Source organism: Frigoribacterium sp. PhB118, assembly GCF_003751725.1.
Classification (GTDB): Bacteria; Actinomycetota; Actinomycetes; order Actinomycetales; family Microbacteriaceae; genus Frigoribacterium.
The window spans coordinates 1,420,441-1,443,337 of record NZ_RKID01000001.1 but is presented as its reverse complement, the minus strand read 5'-3'; the positions used below and the strand labels follow the sequence as shown (position 1 = coordinate 1,443,337).

Annotated in this window: 21 protein-coding genes; 7 read left to right on the top strand and 14 right to left on the bottom strand. The window is 73.2% G+C overall.

The window, feature by feature from the left end:
• The first annotated feature begins 17 nt into the window (after nt 1-17).
• Nucleotides 18-1,034 carry a non-homologous end-joining DNA ligase gene (ligD, locus tag EDF21_RS06620; protein WP_123570679.1) on the top strand — a complete coding sequence of 339 codons (1,017 nt, stop codon included), beginning with the start codon at nt 18-20 and terminating at the stop codon, nt 1,032-1,034.
• Nucleotides 1,035-1,128: 94 nt separating this feature from the next.
• Here the strand turns inward: ligD and EDF21_RS06615 are convergent, their stop codons facing one another.
• Nucleotides 1,129-2,256: an ATP-dependent DNA ligase gene (locus EDF21_RS06615; protein ID WP_123570678.1), complete on the bottom strand. Its 1,128-nt coding sequence runs from the start codon at nt 2,254-2,256 to the stop codon at nt 1,129-1,131.
• A 142-nt stretch (nt 2,257-2,398) separates the two neighbouring features.
• On the opposite strand from EDF21_RS06615, the gene EDF21_RS06610 reads away from it, so the two are divergent.
• Nucleotides 2,399-3,517: a glycosyltransferase family 2 protein gene (locus EDF21_RS06610; RefSeq protein WP_233568376.1), complete on the top strand. Its 1,119-nt coding sequence runs from the start codon at nt 2,399-2,401 to the stop codon at nt 3,515-3,517.
• A 409-nt stretch (nt 3,518-3,926) separates the two neighbouring features.
• Here the strand turns inward: EDF21_RS06610 and EDF21_RS06605 are convergent, their stop codons facing one another.
• Nucleotides 3,927-4,874 (bottom strand): endonuclease/exonuclease/phosphatase family protein, encoded by a 948-nt coding sequence (locus EDF21_RS06605; RefSeq protein WP_123570676.1) that lies wholly within the window; start codon nt 4,872-4,874, stop codon nt 3,927-3,929.
• 42 nt (nt 4,875-4,916) lie between these two features.
• The gene (locus EDF21_RS06600; RefSeq protein ID WP_123570675.1) at nt 4,917-6,197 is read right to left on the bottom strand and encodes an MFS transporter; all 1,281 of its coding nucleotides are present in this window, start codon (nt 6,195-6,197) and stop codon (nt 4,917-4,919) included.
• A 172-nt stretch (nt 6,198-6,369) separates the two neighbouring features.
• On the opposite strand from EDF21_RS06600, the gene EDF21_RS06595 reads away from it, so the two are divergent.
• Entirely contained in the window at nt 6,370-7,173 is an 804-nt protein-coding gene (locus tag EDF21_RS06595) for a sugar phosphate isomerase/epimerase (RefSeq protein WP_123570674.1), read from the top strand.
• Nucleotides 7,170-8,297: a Gfo/Idh/MocA family protein gene (locus tag EDF21_RS06590; RefSeq protein WP_056046921.1), complete on the top strand. Its 1,128-nt coding sequence runs from the start codon at nt 7,170-7,172 to the stop codon at nt 8,295-8,297. The genes EDF21_RS06595 and EDF21_RS06590 overlap by 4 nt, the downstream gene beginning before the upstream one ends.
• A gap of 229 nt (nt 8,298-8,526) precedes the next feature.
• Here EDF21_RS06590 and EDF21_RS06585 read toward each other — a convergent pair whose 3' ends face one another.
• The 10 genes from EDF21_RS06585 to EDF21_RS06540 form a co-directional block, all read right to left on the bottom strand.
• Nucleotides 8,527-8,799 carry a hypothetical protein gene (locus EDF21_RS06585; protein WP_123570673.1) on the bottom strand — a complete coding sequence of 91 codons (273 nt, stop codon included), beginning with the start codon at nt 8,797-8,799 and terminating at the stop codon, nt 8,527-8,529.
• A 332-nt stretch (nt 8,800-9,131) separates the two neighbouring features.
• A complete protein-coding gene (locus EDF21_RS06580; RefSeq protein WP_199736230.1) occupies nt 9,132-9,884 on the bottom strand; it encodes an SDR family NAD(P)-dependent oxidoreductase in 753 nt (250 codons plus the stop codon).
• A gap of 3 nt (nt 9,885-9,887) precedes the next feature.
• Nucleotides 9,888-11,189: an exo-alpha-sialidase gene (locus EDF21_RS06575; protein WP_370274453.1), complete on the bottom strand. Its 1,302-nt coding sequence runs from the start codon at nt 11,187-11,189 to the stop codon at nt 9,888-9,890.
• The gene (locus EDF21_RS06570; RefSeq protein WP_123570672.1) at nt 11,186-11,986 is read right to left on the bottom strand and encodes an HpcH/HpaI aldolase/citrate lyase family protein; all 801 of its coding nucleotides are present in this window, start codon (nt 11,984-11,986) and stop codon (nt 11,186-11,188) included. Before EDF21_RS06570 ends, EDF21_RS06575 begins: the two co-directional genes overlap by 4 nt.
• 100 nt (nt 11,987-12,086) lie before the next feature.
• Entirely contained in the window at nt 12,087-13,127 is a 1,041-nt protein-coding gene (locus EDF21_RS06565) for an aldo/keto reductase (protein WP_123570671.1), read from the bottom strand.
• Entirely contained in the window at nt 13,124-13,954 is an 831-nt protein-coding gene (locus tag EDF21_RS06560) for an ABC transporter ATP-binding protein (RefSeq protein ID WP_123570670.1), read from the bottom strand. Before EDF21_RS06560 ends, EDF21_RS06565 begins: the two co-directional genes overlap by 4 nt.
• On the bottom strand, nt 13,947-14,831 hold the full coding sequence (locus EDF21_RS06555) for an ABC transporter ATP-binding protein (protein ID WP_056046912.1): 885 nt from the start codon (nt 14,829-14,831) through the stop codon (nt 13,947-13,949). Before EDF21_RS06555 ends, EDF21_RS06560 begins: the two co-directional genes overlap by 8 nt.
• Nucleotides 14,828-15,868, bottom strand: a complete 1,041-nt coding sequence (locus EDF21_RS06550) for an ABC transporter permease (protein WP_123570669.1) — start codon at nt 15,866-15,868, stop codon at nt 14,828-14,830. Before EDF21_RS06550 ends, EDF21_RS06555 begins: the two co-directional genes overlap by 4 nt.
• Nucleotides 15,865-16,800: an ABC transporter permease gene (locus EDF21_RS06545; RefSeq protein WP_043594466.1), complete on the bottom strand. Its 936-nt coding sequence runs from the start codon at nt 16,798-16,800 to the stop codon at nt 15,865-15,867. The genes EDF21_RS06550 and EDF21_RS06545 overlap by 4 nt, the downstream gene beginning before the upstream one ends.
• A 2-nt stretch (nt 16,801-16,802) precedes the next feature.
• Entirely contained in the window at nt 16,803-18,377 is a 1,575-nt protein-coding gene (locus EDF21_RS06540; RefSeq protein ID WP_199736228.1) for an ABC transporter substrate-binding protein, read from the bottom strand.
• Nucleotides 18,378-18,535: 158 nt separating this feature from the next.
• Between EDF21_RS06540 and EDF21_RS17040 the strand changes: the two genes are divergently transcribed.
• The 3 genes from EDF21_RS17040 to EDF21_RS06525 are packed head-to-tail and all read left to right on the top strand — an operon-like array spanning nt 18,536 to nt 21,732.
• A complete protein-coding gene (locus tag EDF21_RS17040) occupies nt 18,536-19,867 on the top strand; it encodes a four-carbon acid sugar kinase family protein (RefSeq protein ID WP_158612869.1) in 1,332 nt (443 codons plus the stop codon).
• Nucleotides 19,864-20,907 carry a 4-hydroxythreonine-4-phosphate dehydrogenase PdxA gene (gene pdxA, locus EDF21_RS17035; protein ID WP_123570666.1) on the top strand — a complete coding sequence of 348 codons (1,044 nt, stop codon included), beginning with the start codon at nt 19,864-19,866 and terminating at the stop codon, nt 20,905-20,907. Before EDF21_RS17040 ends, pdxA begins: the two co-directional genes overlap by 4 nt.
• A gap of 48 nt (nt 20,908-20,955) precedes the next feature.
• Nucleotides 20,956-21,732, top strand: coding sequence for a DeoR/GlpR family DNA-binding transcription regulator (locus EDF21_RS06525; RefSeq protein WP_056046906.1), 777 nt, complete (start codon nt 20,956-20,958; stop codon nt 21,730-21,732).
• A 205-nt stretch (nt 21,733-21,937) separates the two neighbouring features.
• On the opposite strand, the gene EDF21_RS06520 is transcribed toward EDF21_RS06525, so the two are convergent.
• On the bottom strand, nt 21,938-22,864 hold the full coding sequence (locus EDF21_RS06520) for a MetQ/NlpA family ABC transporter substrate-binding protein (protein WP_123570665.1): 927 nt from the start codon (nt 22,862-22,864) through the stop codon (nt 21,938-21,940).
• Nucleotides 22,865-22,897: the final 33 nt, after the last annotated feature.

Below are 22,897 nucleotides of genomic sequence, written 5' to 3'. Positions count from 1 at the left end.
GGACTAGCGTCACGCACATGGCATCCGAGGCGACGACCCTGCGGGTGGGCGACCGCGACGTCCGCATCAGCAGTCCGTCCCGCGTGCTCTGGCCCGACCTCGGCGTGACCAAGCTCGACCTGGCGCGCTACCTGGTCGAGGTCGGCACGCCCTTCGTCGCGGCGAACGGCGACCGTCCGATCTCGCTGCAGCGGTTCGGCGGCGACGTCGACGGCGACCAGTACTTCTCGAAGAACCCGCCCCGCGGCACGCCCGACTACGTGCGAGCCGTCGACGTCACCTACCCGAGCGGCCGCGTGCACCCGCAGCTCGTGATCGACGAGCCCGCCGCCGCGGTCTGGGCGGCCCAGATGAACACCCTGGTCTTCCACCCGTGGGCCTCGCGCGCCGAGCAGCCCGACCTGCCCGACCAGCTGCGCATCGACCTCGACCCGCAGCCGGGCACGAGCTTCGCGGACGCCGTGACGGCCGCGCTCGACCTCCGGGCCGTGCTCGACGAGGCCGGTCTCACCGCGTTCGTCAAGACGAGCGGCAACCGGGGCCTGCACGTCTTCGCGCCGATCGAGCCGACGCACGAGTTCCTCGAGGTGCGGCACGCCGTGATCGCCGCCGCCCGCGAGCTCGAACGCCGCACCCCCGATCGCGTCACCACCGCGTGGTGGAAGGAGGAACGCGGCGACCGCCTCTTCGTCGACTACAACCAGGCCAATCGCGACCGCACCATGGCGGGGGCCTGGTCTCCCCGGGCGCTGCCCCGCGCCTCCGTGTCCCTGCCGGTCACGTGGGACGACCTGCCCGGCATCGACCCGGCCGAGCACACCGTGCTGACGGTGCCCGAGCGGCTGCAGACCCATGGCGACCCGTGGGGCTCGATGCACGAGTCGCCGGGGCGCATCGACACGTTGCTCGCCTGGTGGGAACGCGACGTCGCCGACGGCCTCGGCGAACTGCCCTTCCCGCCGGACTTCCCGAAGATGCCCGGCGAGCCGCCCCGCGTGCAGCCCAGCCGTGCGCGGAAGCCCGCCGCCGACTGACCCGCACCACACCGCGTCTCGTGCACGGCACCGCGTCTCGTCGGGGTGCGGTGCACGAAACGCGGTGCCCTGTGCCCGAGGAGGCGCTCGTCGCCTAGGCGAGCACCTCGCCCAGGTCGTACGCCGCCGGGACCTCGAGCTGGTCGAAACCGCACGACCGCGCCTCGCGGTCGTCGCGCCACCGTTCGACCTGCACGGTGTGGCGGAAGCGGGAGCCCTCCATCTGGTCGTACCGCACCTCGACCACGCGCTCGGGGCGCAGCGGGACGAACGACACGTCCTTGCCCGACGAGAAGCGGCTGCGCTCGGTCTCGGCGTGCCGCACCTCGCCGTCGTCGTCGCGGTCGACGAACGGCGCCAACTCGTCGACGAGCTCGAGGCGACGGGCGTCCGAGAACGCGGACGCGCCTCCGACGTTCGTCAGCTCGCCGTCGGCGTCGTACAGCCCTAGCAACAGCGACCCCACGCCCGAACCGCTCTTGTGGACGCGGTAGCCGAGCACCACCACGTCCGCGGTGCGGTGGTGCTTGACCTTGAGCATGGTGCGCTTGCCGGGAGCGTAGGAGGCGCGGGTCGGCTTGGCCACGACCCCGTCGAGCCCGGCGCCCTCGAACTCGGTCAGCCACCGACGGGCGGTCGCGACGTCGTCGGTGGCCCGGCTGACGTGCAGGGGGTGGTCCGCGCCTCCTGCCGTGCCGTCGGTGCCGCCGTCGGCGCCTCCCTCGGGGCCGAGCGTCTCGAGCAGCAGCGCGCGGCGTTCGGCGAACGGGGTGTCGAGCAGGTCGCGCCCGCCGAGGGCGAGCAGGTCGAACGCGACGAACATCGCGGGGGTCTCGGCGCTGAGCTTCGCGACGCGCGAGGCGGCCGGGTGGATGCGCTGGCCGAGCGCGTCCCAGTCCAGGCGTTCGTGGCCGGGGTCGCCGGTCCGCACGACGATCTCGCCGTCGAGCACGCAGGGCCCCGGCAGGAGGCGGGCGAGGGCCTCGACCAGCTCGGGGAAGTAGCGGGTCAGCATCTTCGACCCGCGGCTGCCGATCTCGACGGTGAGCGGGGCGTCGGGGTCGTCGGCGTCGGAGTCGGCGCGTTCCGCGTAGACGATGCCGCGGAACCCGTCCCACTTGGGTTCGTAGACGAGCCCGCCCTCGACGGAGTCGGGCTCGGGCACGTCGGCCACGGCCTTCGCGAGCATGGGGACGATCGGTTCGGCGGCGGTCGGGATCATGCGCCGAGTCTGCTCTCGCCGGGCGGGCGTGCGGCCAGACCCCGCGAAACCGCCGAGACCCCCGTGTGCGCCGACGGGTCTCGGCGACGTCCTCGGGTGTGAACGCTCGACGTGACCCGCCCCGACCGGGTTGGATGGGCGAGTGCGTGTCTGTGTCGTCGTCCCCGTCCGCGACGACGGAGTCCTGCTCGACGCCTGCCTCCGCTCGCTCGCGCGGCAGACCCGGGTGCCCGACGAGGTGATCGTCGTCGACAACGGCAGCACCGACGACACCGTCGAGGTGGCCCTCCGGCACGGTGCCCGGGTGGTCACCGAGGCCGAGGTCGGCATCGCCGCGGCCGCGAGCACGGGGTACGACGCCGCCGCCGGCGTGGGGGCCGGACCGGCCGCCACCCCACCCGTCGACCTCATCGGTCGGGTCGACGCCGACAGCGTCCTGCCCCGCACCTGGGTCGCCGACCTGGTCGGCACCCTCGTCGACGATCCGGACGTGCTCGCCGTCAGCACGAACGCCCGCTTCTACGACGCGCCCGTCGGCGTCGAGCGCCTGCTCTCCGCCCTCTACGTGGGCGCGTACCACCTCGTGATCGGGGCCGCGCTGGCGCACTGGCCGCTGTTCGGCTCGACGATGATGATGCGCCGCACCGCCTGGCTCGACGTGCGCGACGAGGTGCACCGGCACGAGACCCTGCTGCACGACGACATGGACCTCGCCCTGCACCTCGGCGACCGTCAACTCGCCGGGCGGGGCCGCATCGCCTACCGCCGCGACGTCGTCACGGGCATCTCGGCCCGGCCGCTCGACCCGGGCAACGCCCCCTGGTTGCGGACGTACCGGGCGCTGCACTCGTTCACGGTGCACGGCACCGACGGCCTGCCGTGGTCGCGCTGGTTGCGCGCCGACCCGGCCGGCGTCTTCACGCGGCTCGGCTGGACGCCGTCAGCGGTGGTGGACGCGCGGGCGGCCGTGGCCGACGGCGTCGACCCCGCGTCCGCCGGCACCCGCACCGGCATCGGCACCGGCTCTGGCACCGGCTCCGGACGAGGAGGCGCGCGCGGCTCGGCCGCGGACGTCGCCCCCCACGAGGAACGGCAGCGCCAGCCCGGCCAGCAGCGAGCCGAGGCCTCCCGCGGCGAGGTCGCCGATCGTGTCGTCGTAACCGACGAAGATCGCCGAGTCGACGAGGGTGTGGCCCGCCCACTCGCCCATCTCCCACAGGGTGCCGGCCGCCAGGCCGAACGCGACCGTCGTCAGGACTGAGCCGACGCGGGCCGAGCGACCCGCGCCTCCTCGTCCACCGGTGTCGCCCGACGAGGCGATCCAGCCGCCCCGGCGGGCGAGGACGACGAACACCGCGGCCAGCAGGCCGTTGAGCAGGAAGTGCACCACCGTGTCGTAGCCCGTGACCCGGGTGTAGAGCTCGAAGACGCTGCTCCAGGCGGCGCCCAGGGCGGCGACGCCGACCATCAGGTCGACGCTCGCCCGGAGGCCGAGCATGCGGGGCACGAGGGTGCCGAGCAGCGCCAGCATCAGCACGGCGATCTCGACCACGCCCCAGCCGATGCCTGCGACGACGACGCTCAGGGCCGCGACCACGCGCACCGCGTCGGCGACGTACTCGAGGACCCCGTGCGGGCGGCGGAGGAAGGTCTCGGCGACGGTGGACATCTCAGGACTCCTCGGGGCGGTGTTCGGTGGTGGGGTCTTCGGGCGGACGCGGGGCGGCGTGCCCGGACGGCCAGCGCACGACGGCGTGCACGGGGTCGTGGTCGGAGGGGGCGACGCCGCCGGGACGGACCCCGCCGACGCCGGCCCGCTCGACGTGGGCCCCGGTGTCGACGAGCAGCCAGTCCAGGCGGCGGCCGCCGGTGCGGGGCGGGCCGTAGTTCGAGAACGAGCCCCAGCCCGGGTCGAGCCGCGCGTCGGCCACCACGCGGCTGTCGACCAGCCTGCCGCGGGTCAGCTCGCGGTGCGCGGGGGAGTCGACCCCGGCGTTGAAGTCGCCCATCACGACGACGGGTCCGTCGAGGGCGTCGGTGAAGGTGCGCAGCTGCACGGCGGAGTGCCGTCGCGAGCGGGCCGAGAGGTGGTCGAAGTGCGTGACGACCACGTGCAGTCGGGCCCCGGTCACGAGGTCGTCGAGCTCGGCGTGGACGGCCGTGCGGGGGATCATGTTGCCGTACGAGCGCGACCCCGGCACCGTGGGGGTGGCCGAGAGCCAGAGCGCCTCGTGGCGGACGATCCGCAGGCGGGTGGTGTCGACGTGCAGTTCGACGCGTTCGCCGCCGCGGTCGCGGTCGCGACCCGTGCCGACCGAGGCGTAGTCGGCACCGAGGGCGTCCGCGAGCTGCGCGGACTGGTCGGGCAGCGCCTCCTGGAGTCCGAGCACCGAGGGTCGCTCGGCCTCGAGCAGGAGGCGCAGTGCCGGCAACCGGGTCGACCACCGGTCGGCCAGCGCGTGACGGGTGGTCAGCACCTGCGGCATGCGGCGACGGACGTTGTAGGTCATGAGGTGCAGATCGGGTGCAGCGACCGGCCCGACCGTGGGTACGACCCGGTCGGCACCCGGACCGGTGGCGGCGGCGGGGGCGGGTGCGGGGTCGGTCGGGGGCGTCATGACGTGTGCGACGGTAGGCCGTCGCACACGCCTCCGCCCGGTTCAGCGCACGCGCTTGATGGGGATGACGGCCAGGGCGCCGAGGATCGCCGCGACGCCGGCGGCCCAGAGCATCAGCGTGTAGTTGCCCGAACCGGCGTTGCCGACGCCGAGGAAGAACAGGGCGATCGCCGGGGCGAGCGACTGGGGCAGGGCGTTGGCGATGTTGATGACGCCGAGGTCCTTGCCGGGACGGTCGGCGTTCGGCAGGACGTCGACGACGAGCGCCGTGTCGACGGCGGCGTAGATGCCGTAGGCGAAGCCCATGACGACCTCGGCGACGTAGAAGCCGGTGACCGTCTCGGCGTGGGCCAGCAGGATCAGGCCGACCGCGAAGAGGGCGGTGGAGCCCCCGACGAAGACCTTGCGCATCTTCAGCTTGTCGCTCAGCCAGCCCGAGAGCGCGGCACTCGCCATCAACGCGATCGTGTAGAGCAGGACGCCGAAGGCGACCGCGGCCGTGGCGTCGGCGACGTCCGCGATGCCGAGGTGCTCCTGCATGTAGAGCAGCCGGTAGGTCGTGAACATGAACGTCGCGAGGATGATCAGGAACCGCGACCACCAGGCGAAGGCGAAGTCGCGGTGCTTCAGGGGGTTCGTCCAGAACGAGCTGACCAGGTTGACGAACGTGAAGGGCTTGAGTTCATACTCGGGCAGGTCGTCGCGGGCGACGACCGCGTAGACGAGGATGAGCACGACGGCGAGGACGCCCGGCGCGATGAAGAGAACCGGCAGGTTCGCGACGAACAGGACGGCCAGGTAGGTGCCGGCGAGGACGGCGACGTTCTGGGCCAGGGCGATGACGCTCGAGGCCTTGCCGCGTTGGAACTGCGGCACGTTGTCGGCGAAGCTCGCGGTCAGGGCGGCGAGCACGGCGTTGGCCGCGATCTGCGCGACGACCCAGGCGATGCCGAGCTGCAGCACGGTGGGGGCGAAGGCGAGCCAGGCGAGGGCGAGCGTGAACACGACGATGCCGCCCACCAGGTAGGGCCGACGACGGCCCCACCGCGTGCGGGTCCGGTCGCTCAGCGCGCCGACGAGCGGGTTGGCGAGGAGTGCTCCGAACGCACCGAAGGGCAGGACCAGCCCGATGATGCTCGCCGGGTCGTCGGGGTTCAACTGCTGCGCCTTGAGCTGCATGCTCACGTAGACCGGCGAGAGCAGGGCCGCGAACAGACCGAACTGGGCGAGCCCCAGCGCGATCATGTAGCCCCGCGACACCCGCACGGTGCTGATGGGTTGGGTGAGCACGCCCTGCGTGCCGATGGGGCCTGGGTTGGCCATGACGCCTCCTCGAGTCAAAACCTAGTCGCGCTAGGTGTTCGCAGAATACACAGCGGGTGTCGTCCGGGCAAGAGAATTCGTCGATTCGGGACGAACTTTTGTCATCGGTCGACATAAGTGGCAGAGTTGGGCCCAGACCACCTGAACCCCTCACGACAAAGGAGTCACTCCCATGACCTCGTCACCCTCCGTGCAGCTCTACACGGTCCGAGACGCCGTCTCGGCCGACCTGCAGGGCGCCGTCGCCCGCATCGCCGAGATCGGCTTCACCAAGGTCGAGCCCTACTCGTTCGTCGAGCGTGCCGACGAGTTCGAGAAGGCCTTCGCCGCCTCCGGCGTCACCGCGCCCTCGGGCCACGCCCCGGTCATCGACTCCGACGAGCCCGAGCGCGCCTTCGCCGCCGCCGCCCAGCTCGGCATCGGCACCGTGATCGACCCGTTCATCCCGAGCGACCGCTGGCAGACCGCCGACGACGCCGCGAAGATCGCCGACCGCGTCAACGAGCTGCAGGTGCTGGCCGCCGCGTCGGGCCTGAAGTTCGGCTACCACAACCACCAGTGGGAGTTCGCGAACAAGGTCGACGGCCGCCCCGTCTACGACTTCTTCCTCGAGCGACTGAACGACGACGTCGTCCTCGAGATCGACACCTTCTGGTCGACCGTCGGCGGCATGGACACCCCGGCGCTGCTGCGCTCGCTGGGTGACCGCGTGCAGTTCCTGCACGTCAAGGACGGCAAGATCTCCGGCGACATCGCGACCGCCCTGCCCAGCAGCGAGAGCGCCCTCGAGGTGCCCGACGCGCTGGCCGCCGCCTTCAAGAACCAGACCCCGGCCGGTCAGGGCGACGTGGACGTCGCCGCCGTCCTCGCCGCCGCGCCGCACGCGCTGCGCGTCGTCGAGTTCGACGACTACGCGAAGGACGTCTTCGACGGCGTCGCTGAGTCCTTCGCCTGGCTGCAGGAGAACGACAAGTGAGCGGCGTCGACACGACCGCCGGCCGCACGGGACGCGTGGGCGTCGGCGTCATCGGCGCGGGCGTCATCAGCGGCACCTACCTCGAGAACATGACGCAGTTCGCCGACCTCGAGGTGCTCTTCGTCGCCGACCTCGACCTCGACCGCGCTCAGGCGCAGGCCGAGGCGTACGGCGTCCCGGGTCACGGCACGGTCGACGAGCTGCTCGCGATCGACGAGATCGAGATCGTCGTCAACCTCACGATCCCTGCCGTGCACGCCGAGGTCGGCCGTCAGATCATCGCCGCCGGCAAGAACGTCTGGAGCGAGAAGCCCCTCGCGCTCGACCACGAATCGGCCCGCGACCTGCTCGCCGCCGCCGAGGCGGCCGGCGTCCGCGTCGCGTGTGCCCCCGACACCGTGCTCGGTGCCGGCATCCAGACCGCGATGCGCGCCATCGCCCGGGGCGACATCGGTCAGCCCCTCACGGCGACCACGATGTTCCACGTGCCCGGGCCCGAGTCGTGGCACCCGAACCCCGACTTCCTGTTCGCGCTCGGGGCCGGTCCGCTCTTCGACATGGGGCCGTACTACGTGACGACCCTCGTGCACGCGTTCGGCTCGGCCAGTCGCGTCAGCGCGGTCTCGTCGAAGTCGTTCGACACCCGCACCATCGGCAGCGGTCCCCGGGCCGGCGAGACCTTCCCGGTCGAGGTGCCGACGCACCACGCGGCGCTCATCGAGTTCGCGGGCGGGCAGTCGGCCCAGTCGACGTTCTCGTTCCAGAACGCGCTGCCCCGCATGGGCTTCGTCGAGATCAGCGGCACCGAGGGCACCCTCGTGCTGCCCGACCCCAACACCTTCGAGGGCGACTCGAGCCTCTGGCGGTTCGGCCGGGACGAGCCCGAGACGCTCACCGCCGCGGGCTCGACCTACGGACGCGGTTCGGGCGTGCTCGACCTGGCGCGGGCCATCCGCGGTGGCGACGCCGAGCGTGCCAGCGGGGCCGTGGCCTCGCACGTTCTCGACGTCCTGCTGGCGATCTCGTCGGCCGCCGAGCAGGGTGCGCCGGTCTCCGTCGAGTCCGCCGTGCAGCAGCCGGTGCCGCTCGACGAGAGCTGGGACCCTTCCGCCGCGACCCTCTAGTCCGACGTGCCGGGCTCGGGCCCGGTCGTCCCGGAGACACGACGTGCCGCTCACCTTCGGGGGTGAGCGGCACGTCGTGTCTCCTGGGCGAGGTGGGCGGACCGGGTGGGTCGTGACATCGCCCAGAGGAACGGGTCCGCCGCGCGGATTCAGGTCGCGCGGCGGGCCCGGGTCTGGTGGGGCGGCCCGTCCGGGTCGGTCGGGGAGGGGTGCCCCCGACCGGCACCGACTACGCGGTGCGGATCGAGCCGGTGGCGGTGTGGATCGAGCCCGTGGCCGTCCGGACGGACGCCGTGGCGGCCGAGAGGCGACGCCGCGCGCTGGCGGTGTAGCGACCGATCGACAGGTCGCGGCGTGCCGAGGTGCTCACGTACGAGCCGGGCGCGACGTCGGCGGCGAGCGAACCGACGTAGCTGCCGACCGTCGGGGCGGTGGTGCTGCCGACGTAGCGGCCGCCGAGCGGGGTGGCGGCGGTGCGGGCGGTCGTGGCGGTGGTGTTCACGGTGACTCCTCGGGGATGGGCGGGTCGTGCTGGTCGGGGGCCCGCGATCGGGGGATCGAGCGGGCGGCCAGCGGAGGTGAGGAGGGCGGCGCCGAGGTGCTCGACGGTGGCCCTGGCCTCCGTCGGCGTTGACACCACCATACGCCTTCTTTTGAATGAATCAAAACAATGGGGGCCCCGATCGTCGCTTTCGGGACAGGCCGCACCACGCACGCGTCGTCGAACCAGGCCCGCGGATGGTTCGACGACGCGATGGTGGTGCGTCCTCGCAGCCGTTGTGACCTCGCAGCCGCTGTGACCTCGACCCGCCGCGACCTCGACCCGGTGCGACGTCAGAGCGAGGCGCCGCCGCACACGACGAGCGCCTGCCCGGTGATGCTCCGTCCGTGCGGCCCGAGCACGAACGCGACGAGGGCCGCCACGTCCACCGGGTCGACGAGCGCGCCCAGCGGCGGCACGACCGGAGCCGAGGAGGCGCGGGCCGGGTCGGCGAGCATCGGCGTGTCGGTGGGCCCCGGCGCCACGACGTTGGCGGTCACGCCGCGCGGCGCCAGTTCCGCCGCCCAGCTCCGGGCCAGTGCGACCTGGGCCGCCTTCGTCGCCGCGTACTGGCTCTTGCCCGCGACGCCGACGGCGGTGCGGCTGCCGATGAGCACGATGCGACCGCCGTCGGACAGCCGGTCGACGAGTGCGTCGACGAGCGCGGCGGCGGCCCCGACGTGCACGGCGAACATGCCCTCGAGGGCGGCGGGGTCGAGCCGTCCGAGCGGGGCGGCGACCTGGTAGCCGGCCGCGTGGACGATCGCGTCGACCGACCCGACGTCGGCGACCGCTCGCGCGACGTCGGCGGTCACGGAGAGGTCGCAGCCGAGCCACGAGAACCCGTCGCCCAGGTCGACCGCGCGTCGGCTGAGACCGGTCACCCGCCACCCGTCGGCCAGCAGGAACTCGGCGATCGCCCGCCCGATGCCCGAGCTGCAGCCCGTCACCACGGCGTGCCGGTCGGTGCCGGCACCGCCACCCGCCCGCTCGGTGCCAGCACCGCGACCTGCCCGGTCGGCGTCAGCCGTCCCGTCGTCCGACACGGCTCAGCCCTCGACGTCGGGTCCGGGCAGATCGGCGGCCGACAGTCGCACGTGGCGGATCGCCCGGCGGTGCCAGGTGTACGCCACGTGCACGGCGCCGTCGCCGGTCTGCGTGATGCTCGGGTACGACAGCTCGCGGTTCAGCCCGTCGCGCGAGTTGTTCGAGAGGCACCACCCGTCGCCGTCCTCGAGGTCGACGCGGTGCGGCCAGCTGCGGCCGCCGTCCGTCGACACCGCCAGCGACATCGGAGCCCGGGGCGTGCCCCAGAACGCCATCCGGCCGTCCTCCGCAGGCGACCCGGCCCGCGCCTCCTGGTCGAGGTCCGCGTCCGCGCCGGGTAGCACGGCCTGCTCGACGATGCCGGATTCGTCGATCTCGTCGTAGAGCCCGAGGCGGCGCGGGGTGGTGGCGTCGGCGCGGCGGTGGTTGTAGACGATCGCGAGGCGCCCGTCGGCGAGCGGAACCCACTGCACCGAGGAGTTGTTGTTGGGCAGCTCGGTCGGCACCGGTGCCGACCAGTGGAGTCCGCCGTCGGTCGAGCGCGACTCGTGGACGGCGTCGGCCCAGCGGCTGCGGAAGAGCGCGAGCAGCGATCCGTCGGGCAGCTCGCGCACGTTCATGTGGACGGCTCCGGTGCTCCCCGGGACGGCGACCTCACCCCACGTGGAGCCGCCGTCCCGGGAGATCATGACCGAGCTCGTGTCGTGGTCGCCCACCCACGCCTGCCCGGGGGTCGTCACGCAGCGGAAGACCGGCACGAGCAGGTCGCCCGCGCGGGTGACGACCGGCGGTTGCCGGACGAAGACGCCACCCGTCTCGTCGGCCGCGAAGAGGGTCGCGGGCTCGGCCCAGGTGGCGCCGCCGTCGGTGGAGATGCGGCGGCGCACCTCGGCCGAGTCCTGGTTCCCGGCCCGTTGCGCCGTGTAGAGCAACCAGACGTCGCCCGAGGGGGCCGTGAAGAGCACCGGGTTCTGCTCGGAGCGTGCGGGGTCGTCGCTGAGGCGCACCGGTTCGGACCACACCTCGTCGTCGAGGACCGAGCACCAGACGTGGATGTCCGAGACGCCCTCCTGCGTGCCGCCGAACCAGACGCAGGCCAGGCGCCCGTCGGGCAGCTCGGCGAGGTTCGCCGCGTGCGACTGCACCGTGGCCGTCGGCAGGTACGCCCAGGCGCGACCGGCCGCGTCGGGCCGCAGTCGTCCGTCGGCGACCACGTCGTCCGCGACCACGCCGTCGGCGCCCACGCCGTCGGCGACCGCGTCGTCCGCGACCGCGTCGTCCGCGACCGCGTCCTGCCTGCTCACGCCGCGCCTCCGGCGGTCGCGTCGGGGTCGTCCGTCGCGGTGGCCCGCTGCAGGTGGTCGCGGGCGGCGGCCTCGAGGTGGTTGAGGTCGCCGGCGACCGTGGCGAACGTGTAACCCGTGGCGAGCCGCTGCCGGGCGACGTCGCCGTGCGGCGTGTGGATGCCCGCGGCGATGCCCGCGGCCTCGGCCGCCGCCGCGACGCGGACGAGGGCGGCGTCGAAGGCCTCCTGCACGGCCGGGTCGCCCGGGTAGGCCCCGCCGACCGCGATGCACAGGTCGCTCGGCCCGACGTAGAGGCCGTCGAGCCCCGGCGTCGCGGCGATCGCCTCGACGTTCGCGAGTCCGTCGGGCGTCTCGATCATGGCGAGCACGATCGTCGTGTCGTTCGCGTCCGCCGGCACGGGGCCGATGCGCAGGCTCGACCGCATGGGGCCGTACGAGCGGCGGCCGTGGGGCGGGTACTTCGCACTGCGCACGGCGGAGGCGGCGTCCTCGGCCGTGTCGACGAGCGGCACGATGACGCCGGCCGCCCCGGCGTCGAGGGCCTTGCCGATCGGCGTGATGTCGTTCGCCTCGACCCGCACGAGGCCGGCCGAGGTCTGCCCCGCGTCGATGGCGAGCAGGCCGGTCATCATGCCCTGGTAGCCGAAGAGGCCGTGCTGCGCGTCGAGGCAGACGTAGTCGTAGCCGAGCCGCGCGATGCGCTCGGTCGCCGGCGGGGCGTCGAGGGTGATCCAGTAGCCGACCGCCCTCTCGCGGCGGCGGATCGTACGGGCGAAGTCGCTGGCGGTGCTCATGGTGCTCTCTCTCGTGCGGGGCGTGCGGTCGGTGCGGTGCGGTGCTGTGCGGTGCGGTTCGGGCGCGTGCGGCGCGGTGCGGAGGGTCGGGAGGCGCGGCTCAGCGCGCGTACGGAGGCATCGGCCCCCGCAGCTGACGCCCGACCTCGTCGCACGCCGCCACCACCTCGTCGGGCAGCGGCCCGGCGGCGACGGCGGCGACGTTGGCCGTCAGCTGTTCGGGCCGGGAGCCGCCGAGCAGCACCGACCCGACCTCGGGCCGGTACGCCACCCAGCGCAGGGCGAGCTCGACGAGCGTCACGCCGGCCTCGGCGGCGACGCCCGACAGGCGGTCGATCGCGGCGAACAGATCGGCGTCCCAGTAGCGCTTCGTGTACATCTCGGCGAGGGCCGAGTCGCCGAAGCGCCCGTCGGCCGGCGTCTCGTCGAAGCGGTGCCGACCGGTCAGGAGGCCGCCGCCGAGCGGGTTGTAGACCATCGTCTCGAGCCCGTGGACGCTCGCGAACTCGAGGTACTCGTCGTCGAGGCGGCGGGCCACGAGGTTGCACAGCTGCTGGGCGACGACCGGCCGGGGTGCGCCCACGGCGTCGGCGACGCGCTCGACGTCGCCGATCTGCCAGGCGGCGTAGTTCGAGACGCCGAGCGAGAGCACCTTGCCCTCGGCGACCAGGGCGGCGACGGTCGAGAGGGTCTCGTCGAGCGGGGTCGCCCGGTCGGGCTGGTGCAGGTAGAACAGGTCGAGACGGTCGGTGCCGAGGCGGCGCAGGCTCGCCTCGACGCTCGCGCGGAGGGCCACGGCCGAGAGCGGCGGCAGTCCGCCCGCGTCGGCGTGCGGCATGCCCGCCTTCGAGGCGAGCACGACCTCGTCGCGCCGCCCGGCGAGCAGGCGGCCGAGCATCGTCTCGGTCGTGCCGCCGACGTAGGCGTTGGCCGTGTCTATCCAGGTGACGCCTGCGTCGCGCGCGGTGTCGAGCATGCGGGCGGCGGTGGCCTCGTCGACGGTGTCGCCGAAGGTCATCGTGCCGAGCACGAGCCGAGGAGGCGCGGGGCGCGTGGCCGCCTCGGCCACCGTGTCCGCGGCGTCGAGCGCGGTGGGGTCGACCGGGGTGGTCGCGGTCCGGGCGGTGTCGGTCCGGGTCATGCGGTGGCTCCCAACGAGAGGCTGCGGACGACGTGGCGCGGCTTGACGCCGGTCATCGTCGCGGGGTCGAGGGCGGCCCGGCGCAGCCGCCGCGTGTAGTCCTCGGCAGGCGACGTGAGGACCTGCGCCGTGGCGCCCTGCTCGACGACGGCGCCCTGCTTCATGACGAGGACGCTCTCGCTGATCTGCTGCACGACGCCGAGGTTGTGCGAGATGACGACGTAGGTGATGCCGGTGTCGACCTGGATCTCGCGCAGCAGGTCGAGAACCTGCGCCTGCACCGACACGTCGAGCGCGCTCGTCGCCTCGTCGCAGATCAGCAGGTCGGGGCTCGAGGCGAGCGCCCGGGCGATGCCGATGCGTTGGCGCTGGCCGCCGGAGAACTCGTGCGGGCGACGGTCGAGCGCCGTCGACGGCAGGCCGACGCGGTCGATCAGGCGCGCCGCCTCGGTGGCCCGGTCCTGGGCCGACCGCACGCCCTTCAGTCGGAGCGGCTCGGCGACGATGTCGCGGGCGCTCAGGTGCGGGTCGAGCGAGCCGTACGGGTCCTGGAAGACCATCTGGAAGCGGTGCCTCAGGGGCCGCAACCGCGCCTCCGACAGGGTCGCCAGGTCGGTGCCGTCGAGCACGACGCGCCCGCTGGTCGGCTGCAGCAACCGCATGACCGCCTTGGCGATCGTCGACTTGCCGCAGCCCGACTCGCCCACGATGGCGAAGGTGCTGCCGCGGCGCACCGAGAACGACACGTGGTCGACGGCGCGGTGGGCACTCGAGCCGCTGCCGTAGTCGACGACCAGGTCGTCGACCTCGAGGATGGTGTCAGACACGGGTGGCCTCCGGTCGGTCGGTGCTGGTCGTGGCGGGCGTGGACGGCGTCTCGTCCCAGGCGCCCAGGGTGGGCACCGCGGCGAGCAGCCCCTGCGTGTAGGGCTCGGCGGGGTGCTCGACGATCTGCCGCACGTCGCCGGACTCGACGAACACGCCGGCCTTCATGACGTGGATGCGGTCGGATACGAGCCGGGCGACGCCGAGGTCGTGGGTGATCATCAGCAGGCCGATGCCGCGCTGCTCCTGCAGCTCGAGCAACAGGTCGAGGATGCCGGCCTGCACCGTGACGTCGAGGGCGCTGGTGGGCTCGTCGGCCACGATCAGCTGCGGCTCGCAGGCCAACGCGATGGCGATCAGCACGCGTTGCAGCATGCCACCCGAGAGTTGGTGCGGGAACTTCCCCAGCTGGGCCGCCGGGTCGGGGATGTGCACCTGCTCGAGCAGGCGGACGGCCCGCGCGGTGACGGCGGCCCGACCGCTGGCGGCCCCGGCGATGCGGATGGCCTCGCCGAGCTGCGAGCCGATCGACCGCACCGGGCTGAGCGCCGTCATGGGGTCCTGGGGGATGAGGGCGACGGCCCGACCGCGCACCTTGCGCACGGCCGAGGCCGAGGCGAGCACGTCGAGTCCGGTGATGCGCACGTGGCCCGAGACGACGGCGAGGTCGGCGGGCAGCAGCTGCAGCACGCCCATGGCGGTGGTCGACTTGCCCGACCCCGACTCGCCGATGATCGTGACGGTCTCGCCCCGGGCGATGTGGAACGAGACGCCGTCGACGGCGCGCACGATCCCGTTCGTCGTCATCAGCTCGATCTGCAGGTCACGCACCTCGAGGAGCAGGTCGGGGTCGACGGTGTCGTCGGTCACGGAGGTCATGCGATCGTTCCCTTCTGCGGGGCCGGGGCCGGGGTCGATGCGGAGGTCGATGCCGGGGTCGACGGGCGCAGCCCGACGAACCGACGGAGGCGCGAGGCCGTCGACCGGCGCGGCCGGTCCCGCAGGGCGTCGCCCAGCAGGTTGACCCCGACGACGAGCAGCACGATGAACAGACCCGGGATCGTCACCATCCACCAGGCGGTCGTGACGTAGTCCTGGCCGTCCGAGATGATGCGGCCCCAGGTCGCGAACGGTCGCTGCGGGCCGGCCCCGAGGAAGCTCAGGGCGCTCTCGAGCAGCACGGCCTGCGCGAGCAGCAGCAGCACGACGAGCGTCGCCTGCTTGATGACGTTCGGGACGACGTGGCGCAGCAGGATCGTGAAGCGGTTCAGGCCGAGCGTGCGGGCCGACGAGACGTACGGCTTCTCGCGTTCGACGAGCACGAGCGACCGGGTCAGGCGGGCGACCTCCGGCCATTGCGCGATCGCGATGACGAAGGTGATCACCGGGATCGACGGGCCGAAGAGGGCGACGACGAGCAGCAGCATCATCAGCAGCGGCAGCGACATCTGGGCCTCGAGCAGGCGGCTGATCAGCGTGTCGGCCCAGCGCCCGTAGAACCCGGCGATCGAGCCGAGGACGACGCCGATGGCGCCCGAGACGATGACCGCCAGCACGCCGATCGCGAGCGAGACCTGACCGCCGTGCAGCACCCGCGAGAGCAGGTCTCGACCGAGCTGGTCGGTGCCGAACAGGTGGCCGGCGGTGAACGGAGGCGCGAGGCGGTTGCCGAGGTCCTGGCCGTTCGCGTCGGGCAGCGGGAGGGCCTGGGCCAGCACGATCGGGATGATCACCACGAGGGCGCAGATCGTGCCGACCCAGAGCTTCACCCGTGCGGCGGAGGTCCGCCGGGCCGCCTCGGACCTCTTCAACAGGCGCGGCGTGACCGCGGTGCGTCGCGCCTCCTCGGGGGTGCGACCGGCCGCGCCGGCGGTCGACGTGCCGGACGGCTGTCCGGTGGTCTCGGTGCGGGTCATGCGGCACTCGCCTTTCCGAGCCGCACGCGCGGATCGAGCAGGGGGTAGGCGAGGTCGATCAGCAGCTGGACGCCGACGGCGAGCAGCGACGTGACCAGCACGGTCGCCTGGATGAGGGGGTAGTCGCGGGTCTCGAGCGCCCGCACGATGAGCGACCCGACGCCGGGCCAGGCGAACACGACCTCGACCACGACGACGCCGTTGAGCATCGCCGCGAAGCGCGTGCCGAGGGCCGTGAAGACGGGGATCGCCGAGTTGCCCATGGCGTAGCGCCAGGTCAGGGCCCGCTCCGAGACGCCGCGCGACCGGGCCACGGTCAGGTAGGGCGCCGAGAAGTTGGTCGCCATCTCGCGGCGCACGAGCCGGGAGATCAGGGCCACCTGCAGGATGGCGATCGTCACCGTCGGCAGCACGAGGCCGCCCCAGGTGGCGAAGCCCGAGGCCGGGAAGATCGGGATCACGACGGCGAAGGCGCTGAGCAGCAGGATGCCGGTCCAGAAGTCGGGCATCGACTGACCCGCGATGGCGACGACGTTGACGCCGGTCTCGCTGCGGGTGTCGGTGCGACGGGCCATCCAGACGCCGAGCGGGATCGACACGACCGCCGCCAACAGGATCGCCGCGAACGACAGGGTCAGCGTGTACGGCAGCCGTTCGAGCACGACCTGAACAGCCGGTGCCTGGAACGAGTACGAGGTGCCCAGGTTGCCCGTGAACAACTGCTGCAGGAACACGCCGTACTGCTGCAGCAGCGGGTCGTCCAGGCCGAACTGCTCGCGCACGGCGGCGAGTTGCTCGTTGGTCGCGAGCGGCCCGGCGTAGGCCACGGCCGGGTCGCCAGGGGCGAGGCGGATCAGCACGAAGACCGTCGACACCGTGAGGAACACGGTGAGCAGGCCCTGGCCGAGGCGCTTGAGGATGTAGGTCGCCATGGTCAGGCCCCCAGTCGGACGTCGGCGAGCGGATACGTGTTGGACGACGCGAGGGCGAGGCGCTCGACCCGCTCGCGACGGGCGAGCACCGACTTGGGCACGAAGGCCCAGGCGCAGGGCCAGGTGTCCCAGGCCGCCTGCTGCGCCTCGGCGAGCCGTTGCTGGCGCAGGGTCGCGTCCGGCTCGGTCGACGCCCGGGCGATCGCCTCGGCCACGTCGGGCTGCACGTAGCCCTGGTACGTGTCGCGGGTCTGTTCCTTCTCGGCGGTGCCCGCGTACATGCCCTGCAGGATGGTCAAGGCGAGGCCGGTGGGGGCCGAGAAGCCGTTGCCGAGCAGGTCCCAGTCGCCGGCCTTGCCCTGGCGCCACTGGAGGATGTCGCCGCCGGGCTCGAACTGCTGCAGCGTGGTCCGCACGCCGATCGCGCCGAACATCTCGACGAGCGCCTCCATGATGAAGGTGTCGCCGGCGAACTCGCCGGTCTCCCAGATGATGCGCAACGTGAGGTCGCTCGCCCCCAGCTCGGCGAGCGTGCGGCGGGCGAGGTCGGGGTCGTAGGTGTACTCGCCCGTCTTCGCGTAGCCGAGGAGGCTCGGCGGCACGACGCCGTCGGCCTGCGTGACCGATTCGGTCAGCACGTCGCGCACGAGCGCCCGGCCGTCGATCGCGTGGCTGAGCGCCTCGCGCACCCGGGCGTCGGCCAGCGGGTGCCCCTCGGGCTTGCGGAAGTTGTAGAAGATCTGGTTGATGCGCAGGCTCGAGGCCTCGTCGAGGACGATGCCGGGCAGGCCCTGCAACTGGGTCGCCGAGTCGGGCGTGATCGAGTCGATCACGTCGACCTCGCCGCTGCGCAGGGCGATCACGCGGCTGGACTCCTCGGGCAGGAACCGCACCTCGACCCGGTCGACGCCCGGCGCCTCGCCCCAGTACTGCTCGTTGCGGCTCAGGCTGTAGGTGCCCGCGCCGCGGTTGAACCGGGTGACGACGAACGGGCCGCTGCCCACGCCGTCCTGCAGCTCTTCCGGCTTGTTCGCCGCGGCCGGGGTGATCAGGATGTTGCTCATCAACGCGTCGAGCACCGGGATCGGCTGCGACGAGTCGAGCGTGAAGGTGCGCTCGTCGATCGCGGTCACGGTCGGGAACTCGGGGAAGAAGCTGGCGACGAACGAGCCCTGCACCTGCTCGTACATCTGCAACGCGGTGGCGACGTCGGCGACCGTGACGGGCGTCCCGTCCGAGTAGCGCACGCCCTCGCGCAGTCGGACCGTCCACTGCGTGTCGCTCGTCGGCTCGAAGCTCTCGGCGAGCACGAGCTCGGGCGTGATGTCGGGGCCGATCTGCGTGAGGGCCTGGCGCACCGCCCGCTGCACCGTGACGGCCGCGTCGAACTGGTTCAGCTTGTTGTCGAGGCTGACCAGCGAGCGGTTGAGGGCCAGGGTCAGCGTGCCGGGTCCGGGCAACCCGGTCGGTCCGGCGCAGCCGGCGAGGCTGGTGGCGGTCACGAAGAGGCCGGCCGCGGCACCCCAGCGGAGCAGGGTGCGGCGAGACATCTCGTGGTCCGCGAACGGAACGGTCATCATCGACCTCTCGATCCAGGGGTTCGACGAGGTCGACGGCGCCCGGTCCCGCAGCGCTGCGACGCCCTCGTCCGGGCTGGATGACACTGTGCCACCGCTGCGCGTTTCGCGCAAGACCGGTGGCGCATAACGCGCAGTCGTGTCAGGATGGCGGCATCATGAGCCCGATCACCGTCATCGCCGACGACCTCTCCGGCGCCGCCGAGACCGCCGAGCAGTTCCGGCTGCGCGGTCATGAGACCGTGGTCTCGCTCGGCGTGCCGGCGGGTCCCGCCGCGGCGGTCACGGTCGTCGACGTCGGCACCCGCTCCGGCACCGCCGAGGAGGCGCGGGTCGCGATCGACACGCTGCCCCTGACGGCCGGCGCCCTCGTGCTCAAGAAGACCGACTCCCTGTGGCGTGGCCACGTCGGGCCCGAGCTCGAGGCCCTTGCCGCCCGCGGGTACGACCTCGTCGTGGCCGGCGCGCTGCCCGCCCTCGGGCGCACCGTCGTCCACGGGCGGCCCCTGGTGGACGGGCGACCGCTCGCCGAGACGCCGTTCTGGCATCTCGAACCGCACGGCGCCCCCTCGACCCTGGCCGAACTCGTCGACCGGCCGACGGTGCTCGTCGGCCTCGACGTGGTGCGTTCGGGACCGGACGCGTCCGCGGCGCACCTCGACGCCGCCCTCGCCGGGGGAGCGGTGCTCCTGGTGGACGCCGAGACCGACGACGACCTCGCCGCCGTGGTCGACGCCGTCCTCCGACTGGTCGCCGCTCCCGGAGTCCGACGGCCCGTCGCCCTCGCGGGCAGCGCGGCGCTCGCCGCTGCCCTGGCCGACGCGGTCGCTCCGGAATCGAGCACGGAGGCCGGTCTTCACGCGTCGGACGAGGCCGGGGTCCGCGACGAGGCCGGGCCCCGCGACGGGGCCGGGCCCCGCGACGGGGCCGGGGCCGAGCGGCCCGTGCTCGTCGTGGTCGGTTCGGCCGCCGAGGTGGCCCGGGGCCACGCCGACGCGCTCGCCGCGACCGGTGCGGACGTGCACGTGCTCGACCCGGCGGACGACGCCGGCCTCCTCGTCGAGGCGACCCGCGCCTCCTTGTCCCGGTCGTCCGTCGCCGTGCTGACGGTCACCGCCCGGCGCCTGCCCGACCCGCTCGTCGGGTCGGCGGCCCTCGCCGAGGTCGTCGCCCGGATCGACGCCGACGTCGAGCTCGACCTCGTGCTGACCGGCGGCGAGACCGCCCGCGCGGTGCTCGACCGGCTCACGACGACCACCCTGCGGCCGCTCACCCAACTCGAGCACGGCGCCGTCCTCAGCCTCGCGGGCGACGGGCGGGCGGCCGCGGGCGACGACCGGCTCGTCGCCACCAAGCCCGGCAGCTTCGGCGGCCCGACCGTGCTCGCCGACCTCGTCGACCTGGTGCGCCGCACGCGCGCCGGCGCCGACCCCCACGACCTCACCGCGTCGGCAGCGTCCGGCGCCCCCACGAAACGGAGAACCCCATGACCACGACGACCCCCGACTCGCGGCCGTTCATCGCCGTCACCATGGGCGACGGCGCCGGCGTCGGACCCGAGGTCACCGTCGGCGCACTGCTCGACGAGGCCGCCTACCGCGACGCGCGACCGGTCGTCGTCGGGGACGCCCACCGCCTGCGGCTCGGCGCCGCCGCGCTCGGGGTCGACGCCGAGATCGTCGAGGTCGACGGCCCCGCCGACGCCGTCTTCACCCCCGGACGCATCAACGTCGTCGACCCGCACCTGCTCTCGGCCGACCTGCCCTGGGGCGCCGTCTCGGCCGAGGCCGGCCACGCGGCGTACGAGTACATCCGCATCGCGTGCGAGCTCGGCATGGCCGGTCTCGTGCAGGGCATCTGCACCGCACCGCTGAACAAGGCGGCGCTGCACGAGGCCGGTCACGTGTTCCCCGGCCACACCGAGCTGCTGGCGCACTTCATGGGCGTCGGCGAGGTGTCGATGATGCTCTCGACCCCCAAGATCAAGGTGATCCACGTGACGACCCACATCGGGTTGATCGACGCCATCGCGAAGATCGAGCCCGGCCTCGTCGAGCGCACCGTGCGCCGCGGCTGGGAGGCGCTGCGCCGGGCCGGCGTCGACGACCCCAGGATCGGCGTCTGCGCGATCAATCCGCACGCCGGCGAGAACGGGCTCTTCGGCTACGGCGAGGAGGCCGAGAAGATCACCCCCGCCCTCGAGGTGCTCCAGGCTGACGGCATCCGCGCCGTCGGGCCGCTTCCGGCCGACACCGCGTTCTTCCTCGGCGGCCGCGGCGACTACGACCTCATCGTGGCGATGTACCACGACCAGGGCCACGGCCCGGTGAAGGTGCTCGGCATCGAGGCGGGGGTCAACATCACCGTCGGACTGCCCGTGATCCGCACCTCGGTCGACCACGGCACCGCGTTCGACATCGCCGGCACGGGCGTCGTGGCCGTCGGTAGCATGATCGAGGCGTTGCGCCAGGCGGTCGAGATGTCGCCCAGCCCGGCCGACGCCGCCCGGGTCGGTGCGTCGTCGGCGTGACGTCGCCCGCCCCACCGATCAGGACGGCCATCGCATGAGCACCACCGCATGAGCACCACGGCACGCGAGCGACGCCGCGACATCGTCGACCTGGCCCACACCACCGGCCTGGCGAGCGTCGACGAGCTGAGTCGTCGCTTCGAGGTGACCCCGTCGACCATCCGCCGCGACCTCGCCGAGCTCACCCGGCGCGGCGAGATCGCCCGCACCTACGGCGGGGCCATGCCGCTCGGTGCCCCCGGTGCCGAGCCGACCTTCCGTCAGCGCAACCTCGAGGCCGGGGTGGCCAAGGCCGAGATCGCGCGGCACGCCCGCACGCTGGTCCACGACGGCGAGACGCTGCTGTTCGACGCCGGTTCGTCGGTCGCGGCCCTCGCCCGGGAGGCGCGCTCGGGTCTCGTCGCGACCGTCGCCACCACCTCGATCGCCGTGATCCAGCAGCTCGCCGACTCGGACGGCATCCACCTCGAGTGCCTCGGCGGCACGCTGCGACCTGCCAGCCAGGGGTTCGTCGGGCCGCTGGCCGAGGCCGCCCTCGAGCGCCTGACCTTCGACCGGGTGTTCCTCGGCGCCGACGGCGTGCTCGCCTCGGGCCACGTGGTCGAGGCCGACCTCGTGCAGACCCGGCTCAAAGAGCTGATGTGCCGGCAGTCCGAGCGCGTCTACGTGCTGGCGGACGGGTCGAAGCTCGGTCGCGCGACGTTCCACGCCCGCGCGGCGCTGCCCGAGGGCTGGACGCTCGTGACCGACGCCACCGCCACGACCGAGGCGCTGGCCGAGTTCGCAGCCGCCGGCGTCGACGTGGTCGTCGCGCCCGCCGGCTGAGCCGCTGGCCCGCGCGGCGGTGCGCTGGCCCGCAGGCCCGGCCCGCACGCCCGCGCGCCCGTGTCGCACCGCCGGGTGAACGTCGCACCGCCCGTTTCGGCGGTGCGACGTCCATTCGGCGGTGCGACGTCCACACGGACTCGGGTCGCAGGCCTCGGAGGTCGTGCTCGCCTGATCCGCGATGAGACCCGGTCCGCGGTACGACCTACTCCGCGTCGAGCGGCAGCAGGATACCCTTCACGCGGGGATCGGTCGCGAGGAACTCCTGCACGGCCGGGTCCTGGAAGGCGGCGACGAGCTTCTTCACGGCGTCCTCGTCGGCGTAGTCGCTGCCGATGGTGAGCTGGCCGGCGAACTCGTCCGGTGCGGCGGGGGCGAAGATCTGCTGCTCGATCGGCACGCCGGCGGCGAGGTAGTACTCGGTGTAGCCGACGGCTGCGTCGAGGTCGGGCAGGGCCCGCGACTGTGCGGCGAAGTCGAGCAGGGTGAACTGCAGGTCCTTCGGGTTCGAGGCGATGTCGTCCTGGGTGGCGTGTGCCTTGTCGACGCCGTCCTTCAGCGTGATGAGGCCGGCGCGCTCGAGCACCCAGAGCCCCTGGGCCTCGTTGGCCGGGTCGGAGTACAGCGACACCGTGGCGCCGTCGGGCAGCTGGCCGGGATCGGTGTACTTCGACGACCAGAGGCCGAAGCCCCAGCGGAACACCGGCGTCGCCGCTTCCTCCCGGAAGTCCGGGTTCGAGGCGAGCACCTGGTCCAGCCACAGTTCGTGCTGGTACACCGTGCCGGCGATCTCGCCCTCGCTGACGGCCCGGTTGATCGTGTTGCTGTCGCTCAGGCCCGTGAAGGCGACGGTGATGCCGTACTTCGGGGCGACCTCGTCGGCGACGAACTGGACGAGGGCCTGCTCGGACGCGTTGCCCTCGGCGGTGGCGACGGTCAGCGTCGCCCCGGCCTCGGCGACGGCCGGCCCGGCGGGCGCGGTCAGGGGCACGACGATCGCTGTGGCGACGGCGACGACCGCCACCGCGCCTCCGGCGATCCAGGGCCAGCGGCGACGACGCCTCAGCTCGAAGCCGTGGTCGTCCGTCACGGACGCGGTGCCGGGTGCGGGGGTGGGGGTGTTCTCGGGCATGGCTGTCCTTCGGGAGGGGCAGGCGGCGCCTGC

Coding starts and splice junctions, on each gene's coding strand:
- ligD (WP_123570679.1), top strand. CDS start 18: ATGGCATCCGAGGCGACGACCCTGCGGGTGGGCGACCGCGACGTCCGC.
- EDF21_RS06615 (WP_123570678.1), bottom strand. CDS start 2,256: ATGATCCCGACCGCCGCCGAACCGATCGTCCCCATGCTCGCGAAGGCC.
- EDF21_RS06605 (WP_123570676.1), bottom strand. CDS start 4,874: ATGACGCCCCCGACCGACCCCGCACCCGCCCCCGCCGCCGCCACCGGT.
- EDF21_RS06600 (WP_123570675.1), bottom strand. CDS start 6,197: ATGGCCAACCCAGGCCCCATCGGCACGCAGGGCGTGCTCACCCAACCC.
- EDF21_RS06595 (WP_123570674.1), top strand. CDS start 6,370: ATGACCTCGTCACCCTCCGTGCAGCTCTACACGGTCCGAGACGCCGTC.
- EDF21_RS06570 (WP_123570672.1), bottom strand. CDS start 11,986: ATGAGCACCGCCAGCGACTTCGCCCGTACGATCCGCCGCCGCGAGAGG.
- EDF21_RS06565 (WP_123570671.1), bottom strand. CDS start 13,127: ATGACCCGGACCGACACCGCCCGGACCGCGACCACCCCGGTCGACCCC.
- EDF21_RS06555 (WP_056046912.1), bottom strand. CDS start 14,831: ATGACCTCCGTGACCGACGACACCGTCGACCCCGACCTGCTCCTCGAG.
- EDF21_RS06550 (WP_123570669.1), bottom strand. CDS start 15,868: ATGACCCGCACCGAGACCACCGGACAGCCGTCCGGCACGTCGACCGCC.
- EDF21_RS06545 (WP_043594466.1), bottom strand. CDS start 16,800: ATGGCGACCTACATCCTCAAGCGCCTCGGCCAGGGCCTGCTCACCGTG.
- EDF21_RS06540 (WP_199736228.1), bottom strand. CDS start 18,377: ATGACCGTTCCGTTCGCGGACCACGAGATGTCTCGCCGCACCCTGCTC.
- EDF21_RS17040 (WP_158612869.1), top strand. CDS start 18,536: ATGAGCCCGATCACCGTCATCGCCGACGACCTCTCCGGCGCCGCCGAG.
- pdxA (WP_123570666.1), top strand. CDS start 19,864: ATGACCACGACGACCCCCGACTCGCGGCCGTTCATCGCCGTCACCATG.
- EDF21_RS06525 (WP_056046906.1), top strand. CDS start 20,956: ATGAGCACCACGGCACGCGAGCGACGCCGCGACATCGTCGACCTGGCC.
- EDF21_RS06520 (WP_123570665.1), bottom strand. CDS start 22,864: ATGCCCGAGAACACCCCCACCCCCGCACCCGGCACCGCGTCCGTGACG.